General features: G+C 36.9%; 12 protein-coding genes and 2 pseudogenes. 8 read left to right on the top strand and 6 right to left on the bottom strand.

Features of this window, described 5'->3' with window-relative positions; genetic code table 11:
• Positions 1-59: 59 nt before the first annotated feature.
• From spoT to gmk, 3 genes are all read right to left on the bottom strand, one after another.
• On the bottom strand, positions 60-2162 hold the full coding sequence (gene spoT, locus CICURV3402_RS04135; RefSeq protein WP_158380022.1) for a bifunctional GTP diphosphokinase/guanosine-3',5'-bis pyrophosphate 3'-pyrophosphohydrolase: 2103 nt from the start codon (positions 2160-2162) through the stop codon (positions 60-62).
• 44 nt (positions 2163-2206) lie between these two features.
• The gene (gene rpoZ, locus CICURV3402_RS04130) at positions 2207-2443 is read right to left on the bottom strand and encodes a DNA-directed RNA polymerase subunit omega (RefSeq protein ID WP_158379956.1); all 237 of its coding nucleotides are present in this window, start codon (positions 2441-2443) and stop codon (positions 2207-2209) included.
• A gap of 104 nt (positions 2444-2547) precedes the next feature.
• Positions 2548-3165 carry a guanylate kinase gene (gmk, locus tag CICURV3402_RS04125; protein WP_158379955.1) on the bottom strand — a complete coding sequence of 206 codons (618 nt, stop codon included), beginning with the start codon at positions 3163-3165 and terminating at the stop codon, positions 2548-2550.
• Positions 3166-3368: 203 nt separating this feature from the next.
• On the opposite strand from gmk, the gene CICURV3402_RS04120 reads away from it, so the two are divergent.
• Positions 3369-3995 (top strand): riboflavin synthase subunit alpha, encoded by a 627-nt coding sequence (locus CICURV3402_RS04120; RefSeq protein WP_158379954.1) that lies wholly within the window; start codon positions 3369-3371, stop codon positions 3993-3995.
• Positions 3996-4062: 67 nt separating this feature from the next.
• Here the strand turns inward: CICURV3402_RS04120 and CICURV3402_RS04115 are convergent, their stop codons facing one another.
• A complete protein-coding gene (locus CICURV3402_RS04115) occupies positions 4063-4203 on the bottom strand; it encodes a hypothetical protein (RefSeq protein WP_187306939.1) in 141 nt (46 codons plus the stop codon).
• A gap of 1448 nt (positions 4204-5651) precedes the next feature.
• Between CICURV3402_RS04115 and CICURV3402_RS06715 the strand changes: the two genes are divergently transcribed.
• A complete protein-coding gene (locus CICURV3402_RS06715) occupies positions 5652-5789 on the top strand; it encodes a hypothetical protein (protein ID WP_235667647.1) in 138 nt (45 codons plus the stop codon).
• A gap of 294 nt (positions 5790-6083) precedes the next feature.
• Here the strand turns inward: CICURV3402_RS06715 and putP are convergent, their stop codons facing one another.
• On the bottom strand, positions 6084-7571 hold the full coding sequence (gene putP, locus CICURV3402_RS04100; RefSeq protein WP_158379953.1) for a sodium/proline symporter PutP: 1488 nt from the start codon (positions 7569-7571) through the stop codon (positions 6084-6086).
• A 214-nt stretch (positions 7572-7785) separates the two neighbouring features.
• Between putP and putA the strand changes: the two genes are divergently transcribed.
• From putA to CICURV3402_RS04070, 6 genes and pseudogenes are all read left to right on the top strand, one after another.
• A complete protein-coding gene (gene putA / locus CICURV3402_RS04095) occupies positions 7786-11610 on the top strand; it encodes a trifunctional transcriptional regulator/proline dehydrogenase/L-glutamate gamma-semialdehyde dehydrogenase (protein WP_158379952.1) in 3825 nt (1274 codons plus the stop codon).
• Positions 11611-13076: 1466 nt separating this feature from the next.
• The gene (locus tag CICURV3402_RS04090; RefSeq protein ID WP_222837043.1) at positions 13077-13295 is read left to right on the top strand and encodes a ComEC/Rec2 family competence protein; all 219 of its coding nucleotides are present in this window, start codon (positions 13077-13079) and stop codon (positions 13293-13295) included.
• A 774-nt stretch (positions 13296-14069) separates the two neighbouring features.
• Positions 14070-15824, top strand: coding sequence for a lipid A ABC transporter ATP-binding protein/permease MsbA (msbA, locus tag CICURV3402_RS04085; RefSeq protein ID WP_158379950.1), 1755 nt, complete (start codon positions 14070-14072; stop codon positions 15822-15824).
• Positions 15825-15965: 141 nt separating this feature from the next.
• Positions 15966-16695: pseudogene (locus CICURV3402_RS04080) on the top strand (biotin synthase BioB); the annotation flags it as partial.
• Positions 16696-17170: 475 nt separating this feature from the next.
• Positions 17171-17311 (top strand): hypothetical protein, encoded by a 141-nt coding sequence (locus CICURV3402_RS04075; RefSeq protein ID WP_187306938.1) that lies wholly within the window; start codon positions 17171-17173, stop codon positions 17309-17311.
• Between the two features lie 604 nt (positions 17312-17915).
• Positions 17916-18752: pseudogene (locus tag CICURV3402_RS04070) on the top strand (malonyl-ACP O-methyltransferase BioC).
• A gap of 442 nt (positions 18753-19194) precedes the next feature.
• Here the strand turns inward: CICURV3402_RS04070 and CICURV3402_RS07180 are convergent.
• A complete protein-coding gene (locus CICURV3402_RS07180; RefSeq protein WP_268904299.1) occupies positions 19195-19329 on the bottom strand; it encodes a hypothetical protein in 135 nt (44 codons plus the stop codon).
• Positions 19330-19697: the final 368 nt, after the last annotated feature.

Below are 19697 nucleotides of genomic sequence, written 5' to 3'. Positions count from 1 at the left end.
CTTCTTCGTGTATCTTAAATGGACACCTTTTGCTATTACGTTTTATAAAAGGCCCAATATTAATTTCGGTTACGGCTGACTTTAATCACATGTGGTATACTGCGAATTTTACGCATAATACTAGCAAGATGGGTGCAATCACGAGTCGTTAAACGAATAAAAACACTATAGATACGGCCATCTTTTTCTTCTGTATTTAAGCTTTGAATATTAGATTTTGCAGCATTAATCGCCGCTGTTACATTAGCTAATACTCCCTGTTGATTAAGCATCTCAACTCTAATCGCTACAATGAACGCTTGCGCAATATTAAGATCCCACTCCACAGCCATAAATTTTTCGGGTTCTTTTTGATGACACCTAATATTACGACAGGACTCATAATGAATCACAAATCCTTTACCCGGGCTGATATGAGCGATGATGGGATCGCCTGGAATAGGACGACAACATTTTGCAAAAATAATCAATATTCCTTCTGCCCCTTTAATAGGAAGTTTACGGCCGTGACTGACCGTTAAATTTGTGGGATTCCCCTCCAAATTTTTAGCAACCACTACACTCATGATATTGCCCACGCCAATTTCTGCCAAGAGACTTTCAACTGAACTGAGTTTCATTCGTTCAAGCTCACGTTGAATATTTTTCTCTGGAATATCAGACAATGTTTTTTCATTACTGAAAGAGTGATTCAGTAAACGACGACCAAAATTCACCGATTCATCTCTTTTGAAATTTTTCAAAAGCTGCCGAATTTTGGCCCTTGCCTTTGAGCTGACCACAAAATTAATCCAAGCGGCATTGGGCCGAGCGCCAGGTGCAGTAATAATTTCAACCGTTTGACCATTCACAAGAGGCTGAGACAGTGAATAAGGAATGCGATCAACTCGCGCCCCAACACAGGCATGACCGATATCGGTGTGAACTTCATAAGCAAAATCAATCGAGGTTGCGCCTGCAGGTAGTTCTACAATACGCCCTTTAGGCGTAAAGAGATAAATTTCATCAGGGAATAAATCAGATTTCACACTCTCTATAAATTCAAACGAATTAGCAGCACTTTTTTGCAATTCCAACAAGCTTTGCATCCAACGTTGAGCACGAATTTGTGTTGTAGTGCCGAACTCACCTTGTTGTTTATAACTCCAATGTGCTGCTACCCCCATTTCAGCCATTTGATCCATATCTTCGGTACGAATCTGGATTTCTACAGGCACACCATGAGGGCCAATTAATGAAGTATGTAAAGACTGATAACCGTTTGCTTTTGGTATGGCAATGTAATCCTTTACTCTAGAGGGACGAGGTTTGTAGAGGCAATGCATTTGCCCTAAGACCCTATAACAGGTATCTACTTCTTTTACTATGACTCGGAAGGCATAAATATCCAATATAGAATCAAATTTCTGCTCTTTTCGGCGCATTTTACAATAGATGGAATAAAGGTGTTTTTCTCGGCCACTGACTGTACATGAAATACGTGCTTCACGGAGCCTGCCTTTAATTTCAGAGAAGATTTTTTGGATCATTTCCTTGCGATTACCGCGTGCCGTTTTTATAACCTCTTTAATCACACGATAACGGTTAGGATAAAGTACTTCAAATCCTAATTCTTCTAATTCTATTTTTAAATGATGGATCCCTAAACGATGCGCTAGTGGGCTATAAATTTCAAGGGTTTCAAGAGCAATTCGCCGACGTTTAACAGGATTCAACGCTACTAAAGTACGCATGTTATGGGTGCGATCAGCCAATTTAATCAAAATAACGCGAATATCGTCGACCATAGCCATGATCATTTTCCGAAAATTTTCGGCTTGAGCTTCTTTTTTATCACGAAAGTTAAGTTTATCGAGTTTTGAAAGCCCTTCGACTAATTCAGCAACCGTCTTTCCAAATAACAGCTCCATATCTTCATATGTCGTCGTCGTATCTTCAAGTACATCGTGTAATAAAGCTGCTATTAAAGTTTCATAATCTAATCGCATATTTGCTAAAATACAGGCAACGGCGACTGGATGAGTAATATATGGCTCACCGCTGGATCGTACCTGACCATCGTGAGCATCACGAGCCACAAGATAAGCTTGTCTGAGACGCTTGATCTGCGCTTCTGGTAAGTACTCTTTAATTAACAGGTAAAGGTTATCAAATAAATGCAAAATAGATATCAATCAAAGTATTGAGTTGAAGCAATGATTTTCATTTATATATTTTTTTGTATCTGATCTTCGTGCTGATTATTTTTTTTTAGAATACTTTCTGTAATGAGACCCTGCTCAATCTCACGAAGGGCAATGACAGTGACTTTATCATTTTCTTCAGGAACTAATGAATTTTCACGTCCCAATTGCAGCAGACGAGCTCGATGTACTGCCACTAAAATTAACTTAAAGCGATTCCCCACTTTTTCTACTGCGGCTTGAACTGTGACACGTGCCATAATATTACGCCTCATCAATAAAAAGGAATGAAAAAACATCATAAAACAATCATATTAAAACTGAAGTTAAGTCTAAAAACCATTTTATAGACTTTATAGGGATATTATAAAAGAAGATTGCTGATTAAATTATGATGGAGTTCTTGCTGTTTTTTGAGATGTAACCGTTCACCATAAATGATATGTTTGATATCCAACAAAGCCTGTTCAAAATCATCATTTACTATTAAATAATCATATTCTATAAAATGCGCCATTTCCATCACTGCTTGTGCCATCCGATGATCAATAAACTGTTGAGTATCTTGCTGTCGACTTTGCAAGCGCCGCCTCAATGCCTCTTTTGAGGGCGGAAAAATAAAAATACTGCGCGCTTTTGGTATTTTAGCTCTGATCTGTCGTGCTCCCTGCCAATCAATATCTAAAAAAACGTCACCTCCGTTTGATAAAATCGCTTCGATAAATGAACGAGATGTTCCATAGTAATACCCAAAAACTTGTGCATATTCTAAAAAGGCATCTTCTTTAATGAGTTGACGAAATTCTTTATCAGAAACGAAAAAATAATGCTCCCCATGTTTTTCAGTTGAGCGTTTAGCACGAGTGGTATATGAAATAGAAACCTTTATCTCGCAAGAAGATAATGTTTTTAACAACGCCTGAATAAGGCTAGATTTTCCGGCCCCACTTGGGGCAGAAATAATATAAAGAGTACCTTCCATATCAATAAAGAGTTCATTAATTAAAATAGATGATGATGCAAATTGTCAAAATCATTCAAAATGCGCATCAGAAATCGATGATGAGAATCTTGCAAAATAGTAAGTTGTAAAAGGCCTCACTAAATATTAAGGATAATCATACATCAACTCAACTAGGGATGCAGTAAAATGCGCTTCTATATTTTTGTAAAAAGGGGGTATTTATGTTTACTGGGATTATTCAAGACAAAGCGACCGTGGTTAATATCCAGGAAGGGCAAAATTTTCGGACTATCACGCTGACATATTCAGAAAAACTCTTGTATCACCTGAAACCAGGCGCTTCTGTGGCACATGACGGATGTTGTTTAACCGTCACAAAAATAGATGGGGATCAGGTGAGCTTTGACCTCATGCAAGAAACCTTTCGTGTGACTACATTCAATCAGCTTAAAATAGGTTCGAATGTTAATGTGGAGAAAGCAGCGCGATTAGGCGACGAAATAGGCGGACATTTAATGTCAGGACATATTATTTGCACTGCTTGTATTGACGAAATCTGTGTTACTAAAAACAATCGTCAAATATGGTTTCGAATCATAGATCCGGAGATCATGAAATATATTTTTTATAAAGGATTTATTGGTGTTGATGGTATCAGCCTCACAGTAGGAGAGATTCAAAAAAATCGTTTTTGTAATTATTTAATTCCAGAAACCTTAGCTCGTACCACCTCAGGACTAAAAAAATTAGGCGATAGAGTAAATATTGAAATTGATCTACAGACTCAAGCAGTAGTAGACACAGTAACGAAAACTTTATCAAAACTCTCCGTAGACACCCGAAAATAGACATGGGTATCCACGTTTCAAAAAATGTCCTTTTCGTTTAGAATGAGGTTAATACATTACCAGTCGACTAACGAGCGGCCAGAGTTTCAGATATTAATTTATTCCGAAATTGAGTGACGATTTGCATTAACAGAATGCTCTTGCTTTCATTAAAACCAGATATCAGCATAGTCATGAAACCAGTCGTCATATTTTTATCGTTCGGCATTTGAATTCTTTCTAATGCTTGTTGCGTTAATTCTTTTTGTTGATCCGGTGAGGTTGTTTGTTTTAATTTTGAATCTGAACGTGTTGGTATTGTTTCTATTTTTCAGCCCTATTAAGTTTTGCGCCTTTTTGAGGGTGACATAAAACGCCTGTTCAAATCCAGCTGTGACGTTTCAGTATTCTATCTTCCACTTCTTCTATTGTATAAACTTTGTTAATCCGAATATCATATCAAACAAAAGTATCTTTACATCCGTAATTATTAAATAATAATACTTCACGTTAGATCAACTTTTCATCACCACACATGCCTATTTTCCCTTTTAATTTCTCTCTATATTTCATTTTTGATTACTTTATCACCTTTATTTTTTTGTAAAGTTACTGAAAGTTATTTCATTTTTATGATGGATTAATATCATTAATAATTTTTAACAATATATTTTTATTATTTTGAATACTGATGAAATTAAAATAATTCATCATATTTTAATCATGATGAACAATAAAAACATTGTTGATATTTATCAAAAATATCGATTATAAAAATTTAAAAAGGATTTAATAAAAATGATAGAAGCGCAGATATATAAAGAAATTGAAAATCCTCGAATGATTATTTGCCTTCTTAACGGAATCCTAAAAGGATATGAATTTGCATTAGACAATGGGTAACATATTATTTGTGGTAATTAAAGCAGAAGCCATTCTTAAAAAAGAAAATAAGGCGAAATTACCTGAAAATATGATTTTTATTCCTTTTGATGTAGAGGAATTTTAATTCGAAATAGAAGTTAATTCAAGCAACAAGATTTGATTACAAGAATTTCTTCAGCACGAAAGTAAATAAAAAGATTGATTTTAATCACATTATTTCTATAGAAACATGAAATTTTGCGATGAAAGCTATCAATACAGAATGGGACGAAGCCATTCTAACGGGTAAGAAAAAGGAAATAGCTGTATCGAAATAATCTAAAAAATCATTCGTGCTGCTGTCCGATTCGTCATTAAACATGAAGATCATATTGTGGAATTTATTCCTGAAGAATTTATGGATATGGCTGTAAAACGGTTATTGTTAACTCAAGATGCAATAAAAGCGTGCCGTCAATTTTTTGACTATCTTGCCTGAGTCAGACACATAAAACGAGGCTGATTAGCTAAAACTACAACAACTCTCATAACCGGAAATTCAAATCATACAAAAGTGTATGTATCTGATAAATAAGAAAAACCTTATGTCATTTTGAATAAAGTGCTCAGATATAGAGACGCACTTAGCAAGGTATGGCGAATTTCTGCATATTTTTAAAAAAGATAAAAAACTTTAAGCTAAGATTCATGAAATAAACAACATTAAGACAACTACAGACAAAATCATTGCAGTATGGCAAAAAATTAGAAAAATTGATTATGAATACTTTCATTATGTCTTGGCAGGAATAGATGTATAATTTAGGCAACTCGGCGAGCTTTGATAACGAAGAATGGAGCCTCGGTGGCAATCAATGGGGGGCAATCAATATGAATGGTTCGTTTCCTGATAGTGATACATTAAACAAAAAGCAAAACACGACTCATTAAATGAGGTGAGAAACGAGGATGCGTGACATATTAAGCGATTGCCTAGGTTGCAATGAGAAAGATATTACACCTGAAAAAACCTGGTAGATGATTTGTATGCGGATTCTATGACGCTCATCGACATGATGATTATGATCAGTGAAAAATTTAAAATTAAAATGACAAAAAAGACTGTATGCACATTAACACAGCCAAAGATCTTTATCGTTAGACTAAAAATCATTCCCAATAAATCGTCTGAGCAATCAAATACTCCGAAACACGATGAGAACGTTTGCTGTGTCAATTGAATTATTACTTTGTTACTTTAAATTGTGTTTCTGATTTTTTAAAGCGATCCAGAATTTTTTGATGCGGTTTTTTGCCGTATAAACTGACGAAGTAGATCGTGATAGAAGAAAATAAAAAACCTGGAATAATTTCATATAAACCAAACCATGCGCCTTGCTTCCAGATGATAACGGTGGCTGTGCCCACCAGCATGCCTGTTAACGCCCCATTGCGTGTCATATTTTTCCAAAAGACAGAGATGAGTATCACCGGCCCAAACGCGGCTCCAAAACCAGCCCAAGCATAGCTAACTAAACTGAGAACACGGTTGTTAGGATCAGATGCAAGGCTTACAGCTACTAAAGCAACCAACAACACCATAGAACGCCCTACCCATATCAGTTCTTTTTGGCTGGCGTTTTGACGGAAAAAAGGTTTATACAAATCTTCAGTTATCGCACTCGAGCAAACTAATAATTGGCAGCTCAGGCTGCTCATGACAGCAGAAAGGCTAGCGGATAATAAAATACCCGCTAACCAAGGATTAAAGAGTAACTTCGTTAGTTCAATAAATACGCGCTCTGAATTTTGTGATACACCTATGGCATTTTCTGGATACTGTGAAAAGTAAGCAATCCCAAAAAAGCCTACTCCGATAGCACCCATCAAACACAAGATCATCCACGTGATACTAATACGACGTGCTCTGTGAATCGTGTGATGGGAATCAGCGGCCATAAAGCGAGTCAAGATATGAGGTTGGCCAAAATATCCTAATCCCCAACCGAGAAGAGAAATAATCGCAATACCATTGAGCCGCTCAAATATGTTCAAATTCGCGGCATTTTTCACTTTTATCATGGTGATGGCAGCATCAAATCCTCCAACTGATAACATCACCATGATAGGCGTCAAAATTAAAGCAAAAATCATTAACGTCGCCTGAACGCTATCCGTCCAACTGATGGCCAAAAAACCACCCATAAAAGTATAGGCAATCGTCGCGGCAACACCTAACCACAGCGCAGTTGAATACGGCATCTCAAAGGTAGTTTCCAAAAGACGAGCACTAGCCACTATTCCTGATGTACAATAAATAGTAAAAAAAACTAAAATCACAAAAGCAGATATTACTCGTAGAAACTTGCTTTGATCATTAAAGCGATTAGAAAAATAATTAGGTAGGGTGAGAGAATCTTTATTGACCTCTGTGTGTACACGTAAACGTCCAGCTACGAATAGCCAATTAAGATAAGCGCCAATAATTAAACCCACAGCAATCCAGCTACTTGAAATACCATAAAGAAAAATAGCCCCTGGTAAGCCCATTAATAACCAACCGCTCATGTCTGAAGCGCCTGCTGATAAAGCAGTCACCAGGCTTCCTAAACGACGCCCCCCTAAAATATAGTCATTAAAGCTATGAGTGGCTTTATATGCAATGAATCCAATAAAAATCATCCCAAAAATGTAAATCAAAAAAATGACTAGCATTGGCGTGCTTATTGTCATACAAAATCTCCATAATGTAATAAACAGTCCAGAGTGACATCTGGATATCGTTGAGGCCAGTAGGTATGTTTGTAGGAACGCTTTTATATCACCCATTCTTACGATCAAGCCAGATGAATGACTTGGCAAGACAAAATAATATATATATAAAATGTTTAAGATAGGATCTATATCATCGTTATTTCTCTTTAAAAAATAAAAATGGGAATCACCAATGTATACAAATATCAGCGATATCGAATCTATAGAGCCTATTCACGCGCCTTTTTCTTATTTTTACGATCCGCTTTACACACCATGCGATCTACAAAAAGCCATGAATTTTGCTTATCGTCGTCCAGAATCTGACGCAATTCATGAGTTACTTGAAGACGCACGATTGACGCCTGATTTGGCTCAAGCAACCCAAAATTTGGCTTATAAACTATGTAAAAACTTACGTGAAAACAAAAATGACCGTCTGTTTTCAGGCATCGTCCAAAATTTATTACAGGAATTTTCTTTATCGTCTCGAGAAGGCATCGCACTAATGTGTTTGGCAGAGGCCTTATTGCGGATTCCTGATAAAAAAACTCGTGATCTGCTGATTAGCGATAAAATCACTCAAGGGAAGTGGCAAAATCATTTGGGTCGTAGCCGTTCTATTTTTGTAAATGCCAGTGCTTGGAGTTTATTACTGAGCCGTCATTTCGTTAGACAATCTTCTAGCTCATCAGAACTCACCCTTAAAAATGCGCTCACTCGTGTGATTAAAAAAAGCGGAAAGGCTGTGATTCGTAAAGCATTAAATGTTTCCATCCGTTTGATGGGAGAACAGTTTGTCACGGGTGAAACCATCGAAAAAGCGCTGAAAAAATCCAAAAAATATGAAAACAAAGGATTTCTTTATTCATATGACATGTTGGGGGAAGCCGCGCTTACAGAAGAAGATGCCAAGGCTTATTGGATGAGCTATCACAACGCCATTGATGTCATAGGCACCGCTTCTAAGCACGGGGGGGTTTATGAAAGCCCTGGAATATCTATAAAATTATCCGCTTTGCATCCTCGTTATACTCGTTCGCAATATAAGGTGCTAGTGGAGGAGCTTTATCCCCGTTTATTATCATTAGTACAAAAAGCGAGGTGTTATAACATCGGTATTAATATTGATGCAGAAGAAACAGAACGATTGCCCATCTCGCTGAGTTTTTTAGAAAAATTATGTTTTGAGCCGGACCTAAAAGGTTGGAGTGGCATTGGTTTCGTGATCCAATCCTATCAAAAGCGTTGCCCATTTGTGATTGATGCTCTGATTAAGTTAGCAAAACGCAGCGAACATCGTTTGATAATTCGCTTGGTCAAAGGGGCATATTGGGATAGAGAAATAAAACATGCTCAGGTCGAGGGGCTAAGCGATTATCCTGTTTATACACGAAAACCTCATACCGATATTTCATATTTAGCCTGTGCTCGTAAGTTATTGGCTTTCCCTGAGCTTATTTATCCTCAGTTTGCCACTCATAATGCCTATACTTTGGCCTCCGTTTATTATTTAGCTGGAGGGGAAAACTATGCGCATGAGCAATATGAATTTCAGTGTTTAAATGGCATGGGAGAACCCCTTTATCAACAAGTGGTTGGGGCTGTGTCAGACGGTGGACTCAATCGGCCTTGTCGTATTTATGCCCCAGTTGGGAGTCACAAAACATTATTGGCGTACTTGGTCCGTCGCTTATTGGAAAATGGCGCCAATACTTCTTTTGTGAATCGTATTGCGGATTTAAACATACCTTTAGAGGAGCTGATACAAGATCCCGTTGAATGGGTAGAAAAAAAAGCGGCTTCTGAAGGAACGTTAGGGTTGCTGAACCCCATGCTTCCTCTTCCTCGAGATCTATATCATGACACTTTTTGTGATAAAAAACGTGCCAATGCTTGTGGCGTCGATTTATCTGATGAACAGGTATTAGCCTCTATTTCTGAAGGATTATTCGCCAGTGCTAAAAAGGTAAAAAGCGCTTATCCGATAATAGGGTTAGAGCCAATAAAAGGAGTGATTGAAAAAAAAATCTTTAATCCAGCCAACACAAAGGATCTTGTCGGTTATGTCAGAGAAGCCACACCAAATGAAGCCATTCAGGCTTTACATTTTGCTTATACTACACAAGCAGAATGGGCTGAAACCTCCCCTAATGAAAGGGCGAGTTTTTTGTTAAAAGCCGCAGATATCATGGAAAGCGAAAAAGACAGCTTACTTGAGTTATTAATACGCGAAACGGGTAAAAGCCTTGAAAACGCCATTAACGAAGTTCGTGAAGCCGTTGATTTTTTACGTTATTACGCTGTAATTGTCGGGCAAAATTTTTCCAATAAAACGGAAATCCCTTTGGGGCCTGTTGTCTGTATTAGCCCTTGGAATTTTCCGCTGGCCATTTTTACAGGGCAGGTAGCCGCCGCCTTGGCTGCAGGTAATTGTGTATTAGCAAAGCCCGCAGAACAAACGCCTCTGATCGCATCTGAAGTCGTTCGTATTCTTTTTGAAGCTGGGATTCCTCGAAACGCATTGCAATTATTACCAGGCGCGGGAGAATCTATCGGGAGCTTATTGGTGAAGGATCCTCGTGTGGCTGGCGTGATGTTCACAGGTTCGACCTCAGTGGCTCGTGTGATACACAACCATCTTTCAGAACGTTTGAATAAAAAGAACCAGCCCATTCCTTTTATTGCTGAAACAGGTGGATTAAATGCTATGATCGTCGATTCTTCGGCCTTAACAGAACAGGTGGTTACGGATGTGATGAAGTCCGCTTTTGATAGTGCAGGTCAACGTTGTTCTGCCTTGCGTATTCTTTATCTTCAAGAAGACATTGCCAATAAAACGTTACATATGTTAAGAGGAGCGATGGCAACATATCGTGTAGGATGCCCGGATCATTTGTCCACAGACATAGGACCTGTAATAGATGCCCAAGCAAAAAAGATGATTGAAAGTCATATTCAAGCAATGAAAGAAAAAGGGCGAACCGTTTATCAGGCCGCTGATTTGAAGAAGTTAGATAAAAACACTGATTCGCAGGGGTATTTCATCAAGCCGACTTTAATTGAACTCGACACAATTGACGAATTAAAAGAAGAAATTTTTGGTCCTGTGCTACACGTGATTCGTTTTAAACGAACCGGTCTTATGACTGTGGTGGATGAAGTTAATGCTACAGGTTATGGCTTAACATTAGGCATACAAAGTCGCATTGATAAAACCATTGCTGAAATAACAGCCCGTGCAAAAGTAGGCAATATTTACGTCAATAGAAATATGGTTGGCGCTGTGGTAGGGGTACAACCTTTTGGGGGAGAAGGCCTTTCTGGGACGGGACCTAAGGCTGGGGGACCATTTTATCTATATCGGTTGTTAGCGTCTCGTTCCAATAACGCCTTAAATCAGACTCTGCTTCAACAAACAAAGGAGCAAATATCGGATGTGAATCAAGATAAAACAAAGCTAAACGCTCAAGAGGCTTTTAAAGACTGGTTGCGAGAAAAAGACAAATCAGAATTATTAGCGCTCGCTCAAGAGTATATGAAATATACAGTATCAAGTCAGGCTTTTCTTTTGTCTGGCCCTACTGGGGAATCTAACACTTATCAACTCTGTCCTCGTGAAAAAGTGCTCTGTTTAGCAGATGACGAAAAAGATGCTTACATTCAGCTCGCTGCTGTTTTAGTAGTTGGAAGCCAAGTAATCTGGCCGAAAAAAAATCTACAAATTCAATTGTTTGCGAGTCTGCCGCCTTTGGTCCAAAAGCGTATCAGCTTTACTGACAATAACGACTGGTCCTCTGATAATCTATTTTTTGATGCAGTTATCTATCATGGAGATCACGCGACACTGAGTGTTTTGTGTCAACAGTTGGCCAAAAGATCAGGCCCTATCGTTTCTGTTCAAGGCTTACATAAAGGAGACAAACATATTCAATTAGAAAGGCTTATCCTTGAGCGTTCTTTGAGTATTAACACCACTGCAGCAGGAGGTAATACTTATTTAATGACGATGAGTTAAAAATTAAAAATAACAAAAAATAGAGCTTAAAAATCTGTTTAGCTTATATGTAAAACACCTTATTCAAATTGCGATTTTTGAGATCAACATCCCAATTTTTTATTTTTCATAAAATAAAAAAATAAAATTTGATCTCGATCTCAATGTTTTAATCATTAAATAGAAATTATTTTTAATTAGTAGATAGTCTTTTTATTATAAAAATTCTGTCATTAGAGCTGTGGTTTATTGAGTCTGATTAAAAAAAATTTTATTAAGATTTAAATAAAATATATAAATGAACATCTATTTCATTAACCAAAATTAATAGAAGCCGCTCTAGATTTTTGGATATACTATCATTAAATAAGCGAGAGCGATTATTAATCTATCCATATATAAATCGGCCTTTGTTATGATTTGTGGTATTTTTCCTCTTATTTTTACAAAAAATTACCTGAACAAAAATTATTATTTTATTTTTAATATTGTTTTTATTGCTGAATATAACATAAATTTAACTTATCATTTTTTGTCTCTCGTCAGCATCAGCTTTTTTAGGGATGTTTGCATTCCAAAACGTTATTAAAACAGGTAGATTTTCTCACTCAAGGTCAGAAAAATATCGTTGCAATAGTTAAAAGCGTGCAATTGCAAAAACACCATCAAAAAAAATGAAAGCAAAGAGTTTTATTAGATATGCATAAATTAGAAGGGAAGTATTTATTTCCTGCGATTTTTGTATCTGTCATTTGTAATGACTATTTGCCGTCGTTTTACTCAGGCCAAAAATGGCAACTTAAAGTTTAAATGCGCGCAATACACAGCACTCTTAATGCAGGGGGGTCAATAGTCAACGTTGGGCTTTGGCCGATAAACAATATTTATCCGGGATAATTAATCTCTGCTAAATCTATTGAGCTACAATGTGATATGCGACAAAAAATGATCAGCAGTGTTAAAAATAGTATCAATATTTATAATTACGTCCGTATTCTGATCACAGTGGCTTTTGGTAAGCGAAAATTACTGAATAAAATGATTGAAAACAATTTTAAAAAACTGTCACTGCGCATCTTATGGCTATTTTGGGTATGCATATTGCCATGGCGGCTCTTTTCGGTGCTTTATTTGCACGATCCTTACGGTTTTGCTTCCCTATCACTTAAATACGATAAGCCTTCCCACTCATGATGTGGTGTTCAGCCGTATTCGATATATAACTCTTCGACGCCAGTGACCCCACCTTATGGCGACGCTAGCATTAACATGGTGACTACTGTTACGCGTCTTTATAAAAAATATACGGCATGGCAACTCTAGTTATGAACTGTGAGTTCAATGTGTCAGATAGATTTTGGTTACCTTGTTTTGCAGTAGCCGATCTGAGTTTTTGTATCAGGAGTCCCTTTAAGATTATCTGAAAATCGTATTTGGTACCAATATCGGCGGCAATTATTAATGAATGGCTTCATTTACAATTAGGTATGATGTTACTGCTCTTGCCTATTCAAGTGGGATTCTTTCACGGCATCAGCCTATCTGCTTTGACAGCCAATTTATGGGCTGTCTCTATCATTTCGTTTATCACGATCCCTGCCATCTTATTAGCATTTTTAACTACCTTTATCCCTTTTATTCCTTCATTTTTTTGGTTTTTAGCGGATTTGTCTATCGGCTTTCTTTTTTCTCCGTTATTATTTTAATTTAAGATCTAGTTATCCTTCAGCAAAGAAGAACAACTCATTAGTTACAGTGGTTTGCTGGTTTTCATTATTTATTTGGCTTTTCAATTTTGGAGGAGTCACTACATCATATCAGTTATTATATTTATATTCTTTTATGGATATTTACTAAACGACATGGATATAAAAGATACAAATGGCGGGTAGATATGCTAGATGTTAGCCATGGTTTGTCGGGGGTGATTGATCGTGGAGGAAAAGACACCATATTTGATCACTTTTGCAGTTTTTAGCAAGGGTAATCAATAATAATAGCAAGAACTCAATTTTGAAGTATTTTGGCTTAAAAAACGATAGGAAAACGCTAAGAATAACGATTCTTGTGTCATTCAGATTGACGATCGTCAATATAGTTGATTCCTTAGTGGTGATTTATAAGTCAAGAATGAATATCAACTCATTCAACAATTGGGCCATTAATTGGCCCCTACTTTTTTATAAGTACCTCATCATGGTAATAAAACATCATCCACCTCACCTTTTTAAAGAGCAGTGAAACCTCCTTTCGCTTTCGCTGCGGTCTCTCGTTATAATCAATGGCATTTACCAGCACAAAAAATAATTAAACGTTATTAAAAAATCATATTTTATGGCAAGACACTTCTTTTTCTGGGCAATTAACCGTGTTTTTTTTGATAAAACGTGAAAAATTCGGAGTTACCGCGAAGAATTCATGCCTCTTTGGTATCATCAACCACTTGGTGTTTCAAACATCAATAAGCTTTGGATATTTTAATGATAACTGATCAAGATCTCTCTACGTGGCAAACCTTTCGTCGCCTTTGGCCAATCATAAATCCTTTTAAAATGGGTTTAATCGTTGCCGTTGTCGCATTAATTATTAATGCGGGCTGTGATACTTTCATGTTGTCATTGCTAAAGCCTTTATTAGATGATGGGTTTGGTAAAACTAATAGTACAATAATGACTTGGATGCCATTGATGGTAATTGCTTTAATGTTTATCCGTGGCACGACAAGTTTTATTTCAAATTATTGTATTTCTTGGGTATCAGGAAAAGTCGTCATGAATATTAGGCGCCGTTTATTTAGCCATATGATGGCTATGCCAGTCACATTTTTTGATCAGCAATCTATTGGCACTTTATTGTCTAGGATTACTTATGATTCAGAACAGGTTGCCTCTTCTGCTTCCAGTGCTTTAATTACCCTAGTGAGAGAAGGGGCCTCTATTACTGGTTTATTTATTTTGATGTTTTATTACAGCTGGCAATTATCACTAATTCTTATTGTTATTGCCCCTATTGTTTCAATCATCATACGAATAGTATCTAAACGTTTTAGAAACATCAGCAAAGATATGCAAAATACGATGGGTCAAGTCACTGCTACTGCAGAACAAATGCTTAAGGGGCACAAAGAAGTGTTGATCTTCGGTGGCCAAAAAACGGAAAGAGAGCGATTTAATAAAGTTAGCAATGACATGAGGCAACAAGGCATGAAAATGGTTTCAGCCTCATCCATCTCTGATCCTATTATTCAGTTAATTGCTTCTTTTGCATTAGCGTTCGTCTTATATGCAGCGAGTTTTCCGTCAATAATAGAAACCTTAACAGCAGGTACCATTACCGTGGTTTTTTCCTCTATGATAGCTTTAATGCGTCCTCTGAAATCTTTAACGAATGTAAATGCTCAATTTCAGAAAGGCATGGCCGCCTGTCAAACTCTATTTTCCATTTTGGATATGCAACAAGAGGAAGATTTAGGAACATTAGAAATCAAACGATCAAAAGGTGAAATTGAATTTCGTAATGTCACTTTTTTTTATCCAGGGAAAAATACCCCGACCCTTATTGACATCAATCTACACCTTGAATCTGGAAAAATGGTGGCTTTAGTGGGTCGCTCTGGTTCAGGGAAATCCACTATTGCTAAACTATTAACTCGTTTTTACGATGTTAGCTCTGGTCATATTTTAGTAGACGGCTGTGATTTGCGTGATTATAAGCTGAGGTCTTTACGTAATCAGATTGCATTAGTGTCTCAAAATGTTCACCTTTTTAATGATACAGTAGCAAATAATATTGCTTACCCTTTTCATGGACATTACAGTGATGAAGAAATAGAAAAAGCAGCACATGTATCTCATGCGATTGATTTTATTAAAAAAATGGATCTAGAGCTCCATACTCTTATTGGAGAAAACGGGGTTATGTTGTCAGGAGGAGAGCGTCAACGCATCGCGATCGCACGAGCGGTATTACGTGATTGCCCCATCTTAATTCTTGATGAAGCTACTTCAGCGCTAGATATAGAGTCAGAAGGAATTATTCAAGAAGCATTAGAACAATTAAAAAAAAATCGGACTTCGTTAGTGATTGCTCATCGGTTATCAACAATTGAAAAGGCAGATGAAATTTTGGTGATAGAAAATGGTTGTATTATTGAACGAGGGCGACATTTTGAATTGCTAGCTCAAAAAGGCGCTTATGCTCAACTTAATCGCCTCCAGTTTGAGAATATTTCATGACCGATGGATTTGTTCTTTAACCAATCCCATTTATTTTATAGGAGATAACTTTCACGTCGCAAACTGATCAGATATCAATTAAACTGCTCAGACTGTTTCTATTATTTCTTTTGGAGAAGTTTATAGAAACCAGATTCCCAAATAGGTAACATAGACATTGCAAAAAGCTTTGCGTTTTTTAAGCAACCCATACTCGAGCTTTTATTCAGTGTCCGGCAGATTTATCGTCAATATTTTGAGCCTCAGCAGGTACAAATTAGCACTTCATTATCTATAAATAACCGGCACCTGCCATGAAGATTGTAAAGGATGGAAACCTGTATAACACTTGGAAGCTTGTACAAAACCCAAGCAGATCACCTCATGAACGCTGGTTCGGATTACTACAATTATAATTTAGATACTTCTCCTGAATTTTATTCAAGTGTGATTACAACCAGTACCTATCAAGAGCGTCTCGATACCTTAGATGAAGTCCGCCGTCAAGCAGGGATTAAAGTTTGTGGGATTATTGGGATGGGAGCAAGCCACAAATACCGTATCAATTTGTTGGAACAGCTTGCAAATGTATCACCGACACCTGAAAGTATCCCTATAAACATTCTGGACAAGGTGAAGGGAACTCCTTTTAAGCATAAACAAGATTTGGATGTCTTTGATTTTATACGGACTATCGTGGTTGCTCGTATTATGATGCCTGCTACTTATATTCGTCTCTCTATAGGTAGAGAAAATGCACGCATAAACACGAGCCCTATGTTTTATGGCCGGTGCCAATTCGATTTTTTATGGCAGTAACTTGCTGATCACGTCAAATTCATCGGAAGACAAGAATGTACAGTTGTTTCGTCAATTAGAATTAAATCCACAATGGATTCAAGTAAAAACCGCCCCGCTTGGAAAATTTTTTTGTCAAAACCCTCTCAGAAAACTCGTCTCTTTTTGCACAAAACTAAAAAATTGAGTAAAAAGAAGATTCATCTTATTTTTATAATGCAGCCATTTAAAGCTGGCTAAAAAAATATCGTAGGCCCTACAACATAGACAGTATCAGAGGCTTTATCGCACTCTGTTCGTTAATCAAACAGGTACAAGTCGATGGTTACACACCAACGATCGGCGCTATCTCAATTTTTCAAGCAATTATTATTTGTGGCTCAGCCAGAATAAAGAAGTGATTAAATATTGTCAAAAAGGAGCAATATAGTATGGTATCGGCAGTGGCGGCCAGAGATATATTATAGGATATACAAAGCCTTACGCTGGTTTCAAGAAACTCTCTCAGACTCGCTGGATTACTCGCGCTCACTATTTTTACTTCTGAATATAGTGCTAATCAAGCTTTATTGGCTTCGCTATTAAAGCAATGCGATCGTGTTTTGGCGGATCGTTTAAGCCATGCTTTTTTACTGGAAGAAATGCTCTATTCCTCTACTCTATTTTTTCATTTTGCATATCATCAACTCGATTCATTACAAAACACTTAAAAAATCCTTGATCTAGAGAGACCTTAGTGATCAAAAAGGGTTATTTAGTATAGTCGAAGATTCAGCGTATCTAGGCCTATTACATCAACATAGTAACGTATTATTAGTAGACGATGTGTATGGTATAGACGTCGTAGAAGGGAGAGGGAGTTGCTGTCAAGAGAGAGTTAAACCGGAAGTGCTGGTAGTCACTTTTGGAAAAGCCTGGATTTAAGTGGTACTGCGATTTTGTGATCATAAGATCTTGCACAGTACTTTTTAAAATTTTCACGACATTTGATCTACAGCCCGGCGGATGCCGACAGCTTAGGCTTACGCGTTGTTGGTGGCGTTAAAATGCATGCGAAAATAGGAGATCTATTTGCGTCAACAGCTTCAAGCAAATATTGTGCGATTTCGCCAGGGAATGCATGGTTTCAGGAATCTATAAAGCACTTGTAGAGATTCTGCCATTCAACCCATTTTTTAAAAAATTGACCATCAATATAATAATTATAACTGAAATTACGTGATTATAGGCTATGGATGCCTGCAATACAGCCATTCTACAATGCGAATGGTACAGAAAAACTGCGTATTACGATCACGGCAACAAAAGAATTTGATGATCTTGCCAGGTTATTGGAAGGAGTTCACTTATTTTTATTATATCTCAAAAAATTTTTTCATTCAATCGGTTAAGAAAACCGATATTACTTCAGTCTTCAGCCGAGCTGCTCATAGCTATCAGAAAGTCGCTTGATTACAAAAAGAGGTGGTCTTTCGTTTGTTACAGATGACTGGAGATATTCAAAAGTATTGGGTGCTTAATGCGAGTTTTGGTATAGAACATTTCAGTCAATTTTAACGACAAAATAGAAACAGGGTATTGTCACTAAATTTGTCTCTCTAGATGTTGAAAAAAGTGAAAAAAAATCAATGGCAGAGGCTCATTTATTATTAGATACTGAACATCTTCCTATTTTAGATTAAAAAATAGTTCAGTTTTTTAGTAACATGGAGATTCAATAGTGTGATGATTTAAAAGTAGTTTTAGCAGAATTTCGTCGCACGCCTCAATTTAGAGGCGTGATTGTATTTTCAAATCTGGACATGAGTTCCCTTAAAGAACTTGCTCAAGCCCGGCAAAGGTGAAGAGCGAACCACATATTAATAGTTTTTTATCTTTCGAGGATAATCCAACAGATCTGTACGCCTTATCACTCTACATTCAAAATGTGCTTATCCAAAGTGTGTTATCCTGATCTGAGATCACTCATACAGTCTTTAAGAGGTGTCATGACAACTCATGTACATCAAGGGCGTAAAGTGGGCTTAAGCAGGTCGTGTATGCATCTAAAAACTGGAACATACTGATCCTATCAAGTTCGGAGAGTATCTGCTCAGTTATCAATTAGTGTATAGGATTATTTATCGTGATTACGTCTTGGTTGATAAGTAGGATAGATACAGATGTGGGTATCAAACCTTTACCATGTGCGAATTATTGCAAACAGCGACTCTCAACAAGGCCATTTTACCGCGGGATATAAACCAGTCGCTTCAGGAAGCCTGATGAAGCTATAGGGTCCACAAAATAAAGACGAGATATTTTTGCAAGCCTATAGCACTCAAAAATTCACGTGATGAATAGGTCAACTCCATCACCTTTTTAGAGGCTAGCGCATCTCATATTACCAGCCTATCAGAAAGAAAATACTTCCCTGACTTATGTCAGGGATTAAGGCAAGAACGTTCGACCGATTGGATATGCATTGAGGAATCGGGCGGTTGGTTAACGCCTCTATCAGGCCGCATCATCTTTGCAGATTGGGTTCAAAAAGAAAAGTTAAAAGTGATCATGGTGGTGGCGTTAAAAATAGGCTTCCTTAATCACGCTTTCCTTACAAATCAGGCCATTCTTCAAGATAATATTCCATTATCAGGATAGACAACGCAGTTTCCCCCGTTATAGATCGCCAAAAAGAATGTTTTTCAAATTTGGAAAAAAGATTAGTATCGCCATTAGTAGGTGTCATCCATTACCTTCCTATTAATTTGAAGGATACAAAAAATTATCTTGGTGATTATCTCAATATTTGTTTATTAAATGAATAATATTAAAACGTGATTTTAATGAAGGAACTGGGTAATCTTTATTAATCTCATTTTAATAAGCAAGACAGCTCATATCACAAATATGAATAAAAATTCAAATTAATATGAAAAAATTCAAAAAATAAAAAATTTTTGTAAAAAATTAAGTATTTTATCGGTCTTAATCACAGATAGAGGGAATAGAGTTATCCACCATTCCTGCGGATAACTTTATGTATGCTCCATAAATAAATGCTTAAAATCAAAGATAGAAAGGGTTTCTTTTTAAATTGATGTTATTCTGTCCTTA

Source organism: Candidatus Williamhamiltonella defendens (assembly GCF_900699045.1).
Taxonomy (GTDB): Bacteria; Pseudomonadota; Gammaproteobacteria; order Enterobacterales; family Enterobacteriaceae; genus Hamiltonella; species Hamiltonella defensa_A.
The sequence above is the reverse complement of the archived record's forward strand: the minus strand, read 5'-3'. Positions and strand labels throughout refer to the sequence as shown.

Excerpts from the sequence above, each read along its gene's own strand:
- putP (WP_158379953.1), bottom strand. The coding sequence starts at position 7,571 with ATGACAATAAGCACGCCAATGCTAGTCATTTTTTTGATTTACATTTTT.
- CICURV3402_RS04120 (WP_158379954.1), top strand. The coding sequence starts at position 3,369 with ATGTTTACTGGGATTATTCAAGACAAAGCGACCGTGGTTAATATCCAG.
- msbA (WP_158379950.1), top strand. The coding sequence starts at position 14,070 with ATGATAACTGATCAAGATCTCTCTACGTGGCAAACCTTTCGTCGCCTT.
- putA (WP_158379952.1), top strand. The coding sequence starts at position 7,786 with ATGTATACAAATATCAGCGATATCGAATCTATAGAGCCTATTCACGCG.
- CICURV3402_RS07180 (WP_268904299.1), bottom strand. The coding sequence starts at position 19,329 with ATGACACCTACTAATGGCGATACTAATCTTTTTTCCAAATTTGAAAAA.
- CICURV3402_RS04090 (WP_222837043.1), top strand. The coding sequence starts at position 13,077 with ATGATGTTACTGCTCTTGCCTATTCAAGTGGGATTCTTTCACGGCATC.
- CICURV3402_RS06715 (WP_235667647.1), top strand. The coding sequence starts at position 5,652 with ATGTATAATTTAGGCAACTCGGCGAGCTTTGATAACGAAGAATGGAGC.
- rpoZ (WP_158379956.1), bottom strand. The coding sequence starts at position 2,443 with ATGGCACGTGTCACAGTTCAAGCCGCAGTAGAAAAAGTGGGGAATCGC.
- gmk (WP_158379955.1), bottom strand. The coding sequence starts at position 3,165 with ATGGAAGGTACTCTTTATATTATTTCTGCCCCAAGTGGGGCCGGAAAA.
- CICURV3402_RS04115 (WP_187306939.1), bottom strand. The coding sequence starts at position 4,203 with ATGCCGAACGATAAAAATATGACGACTGGTTTCATGACTATGCTGATA.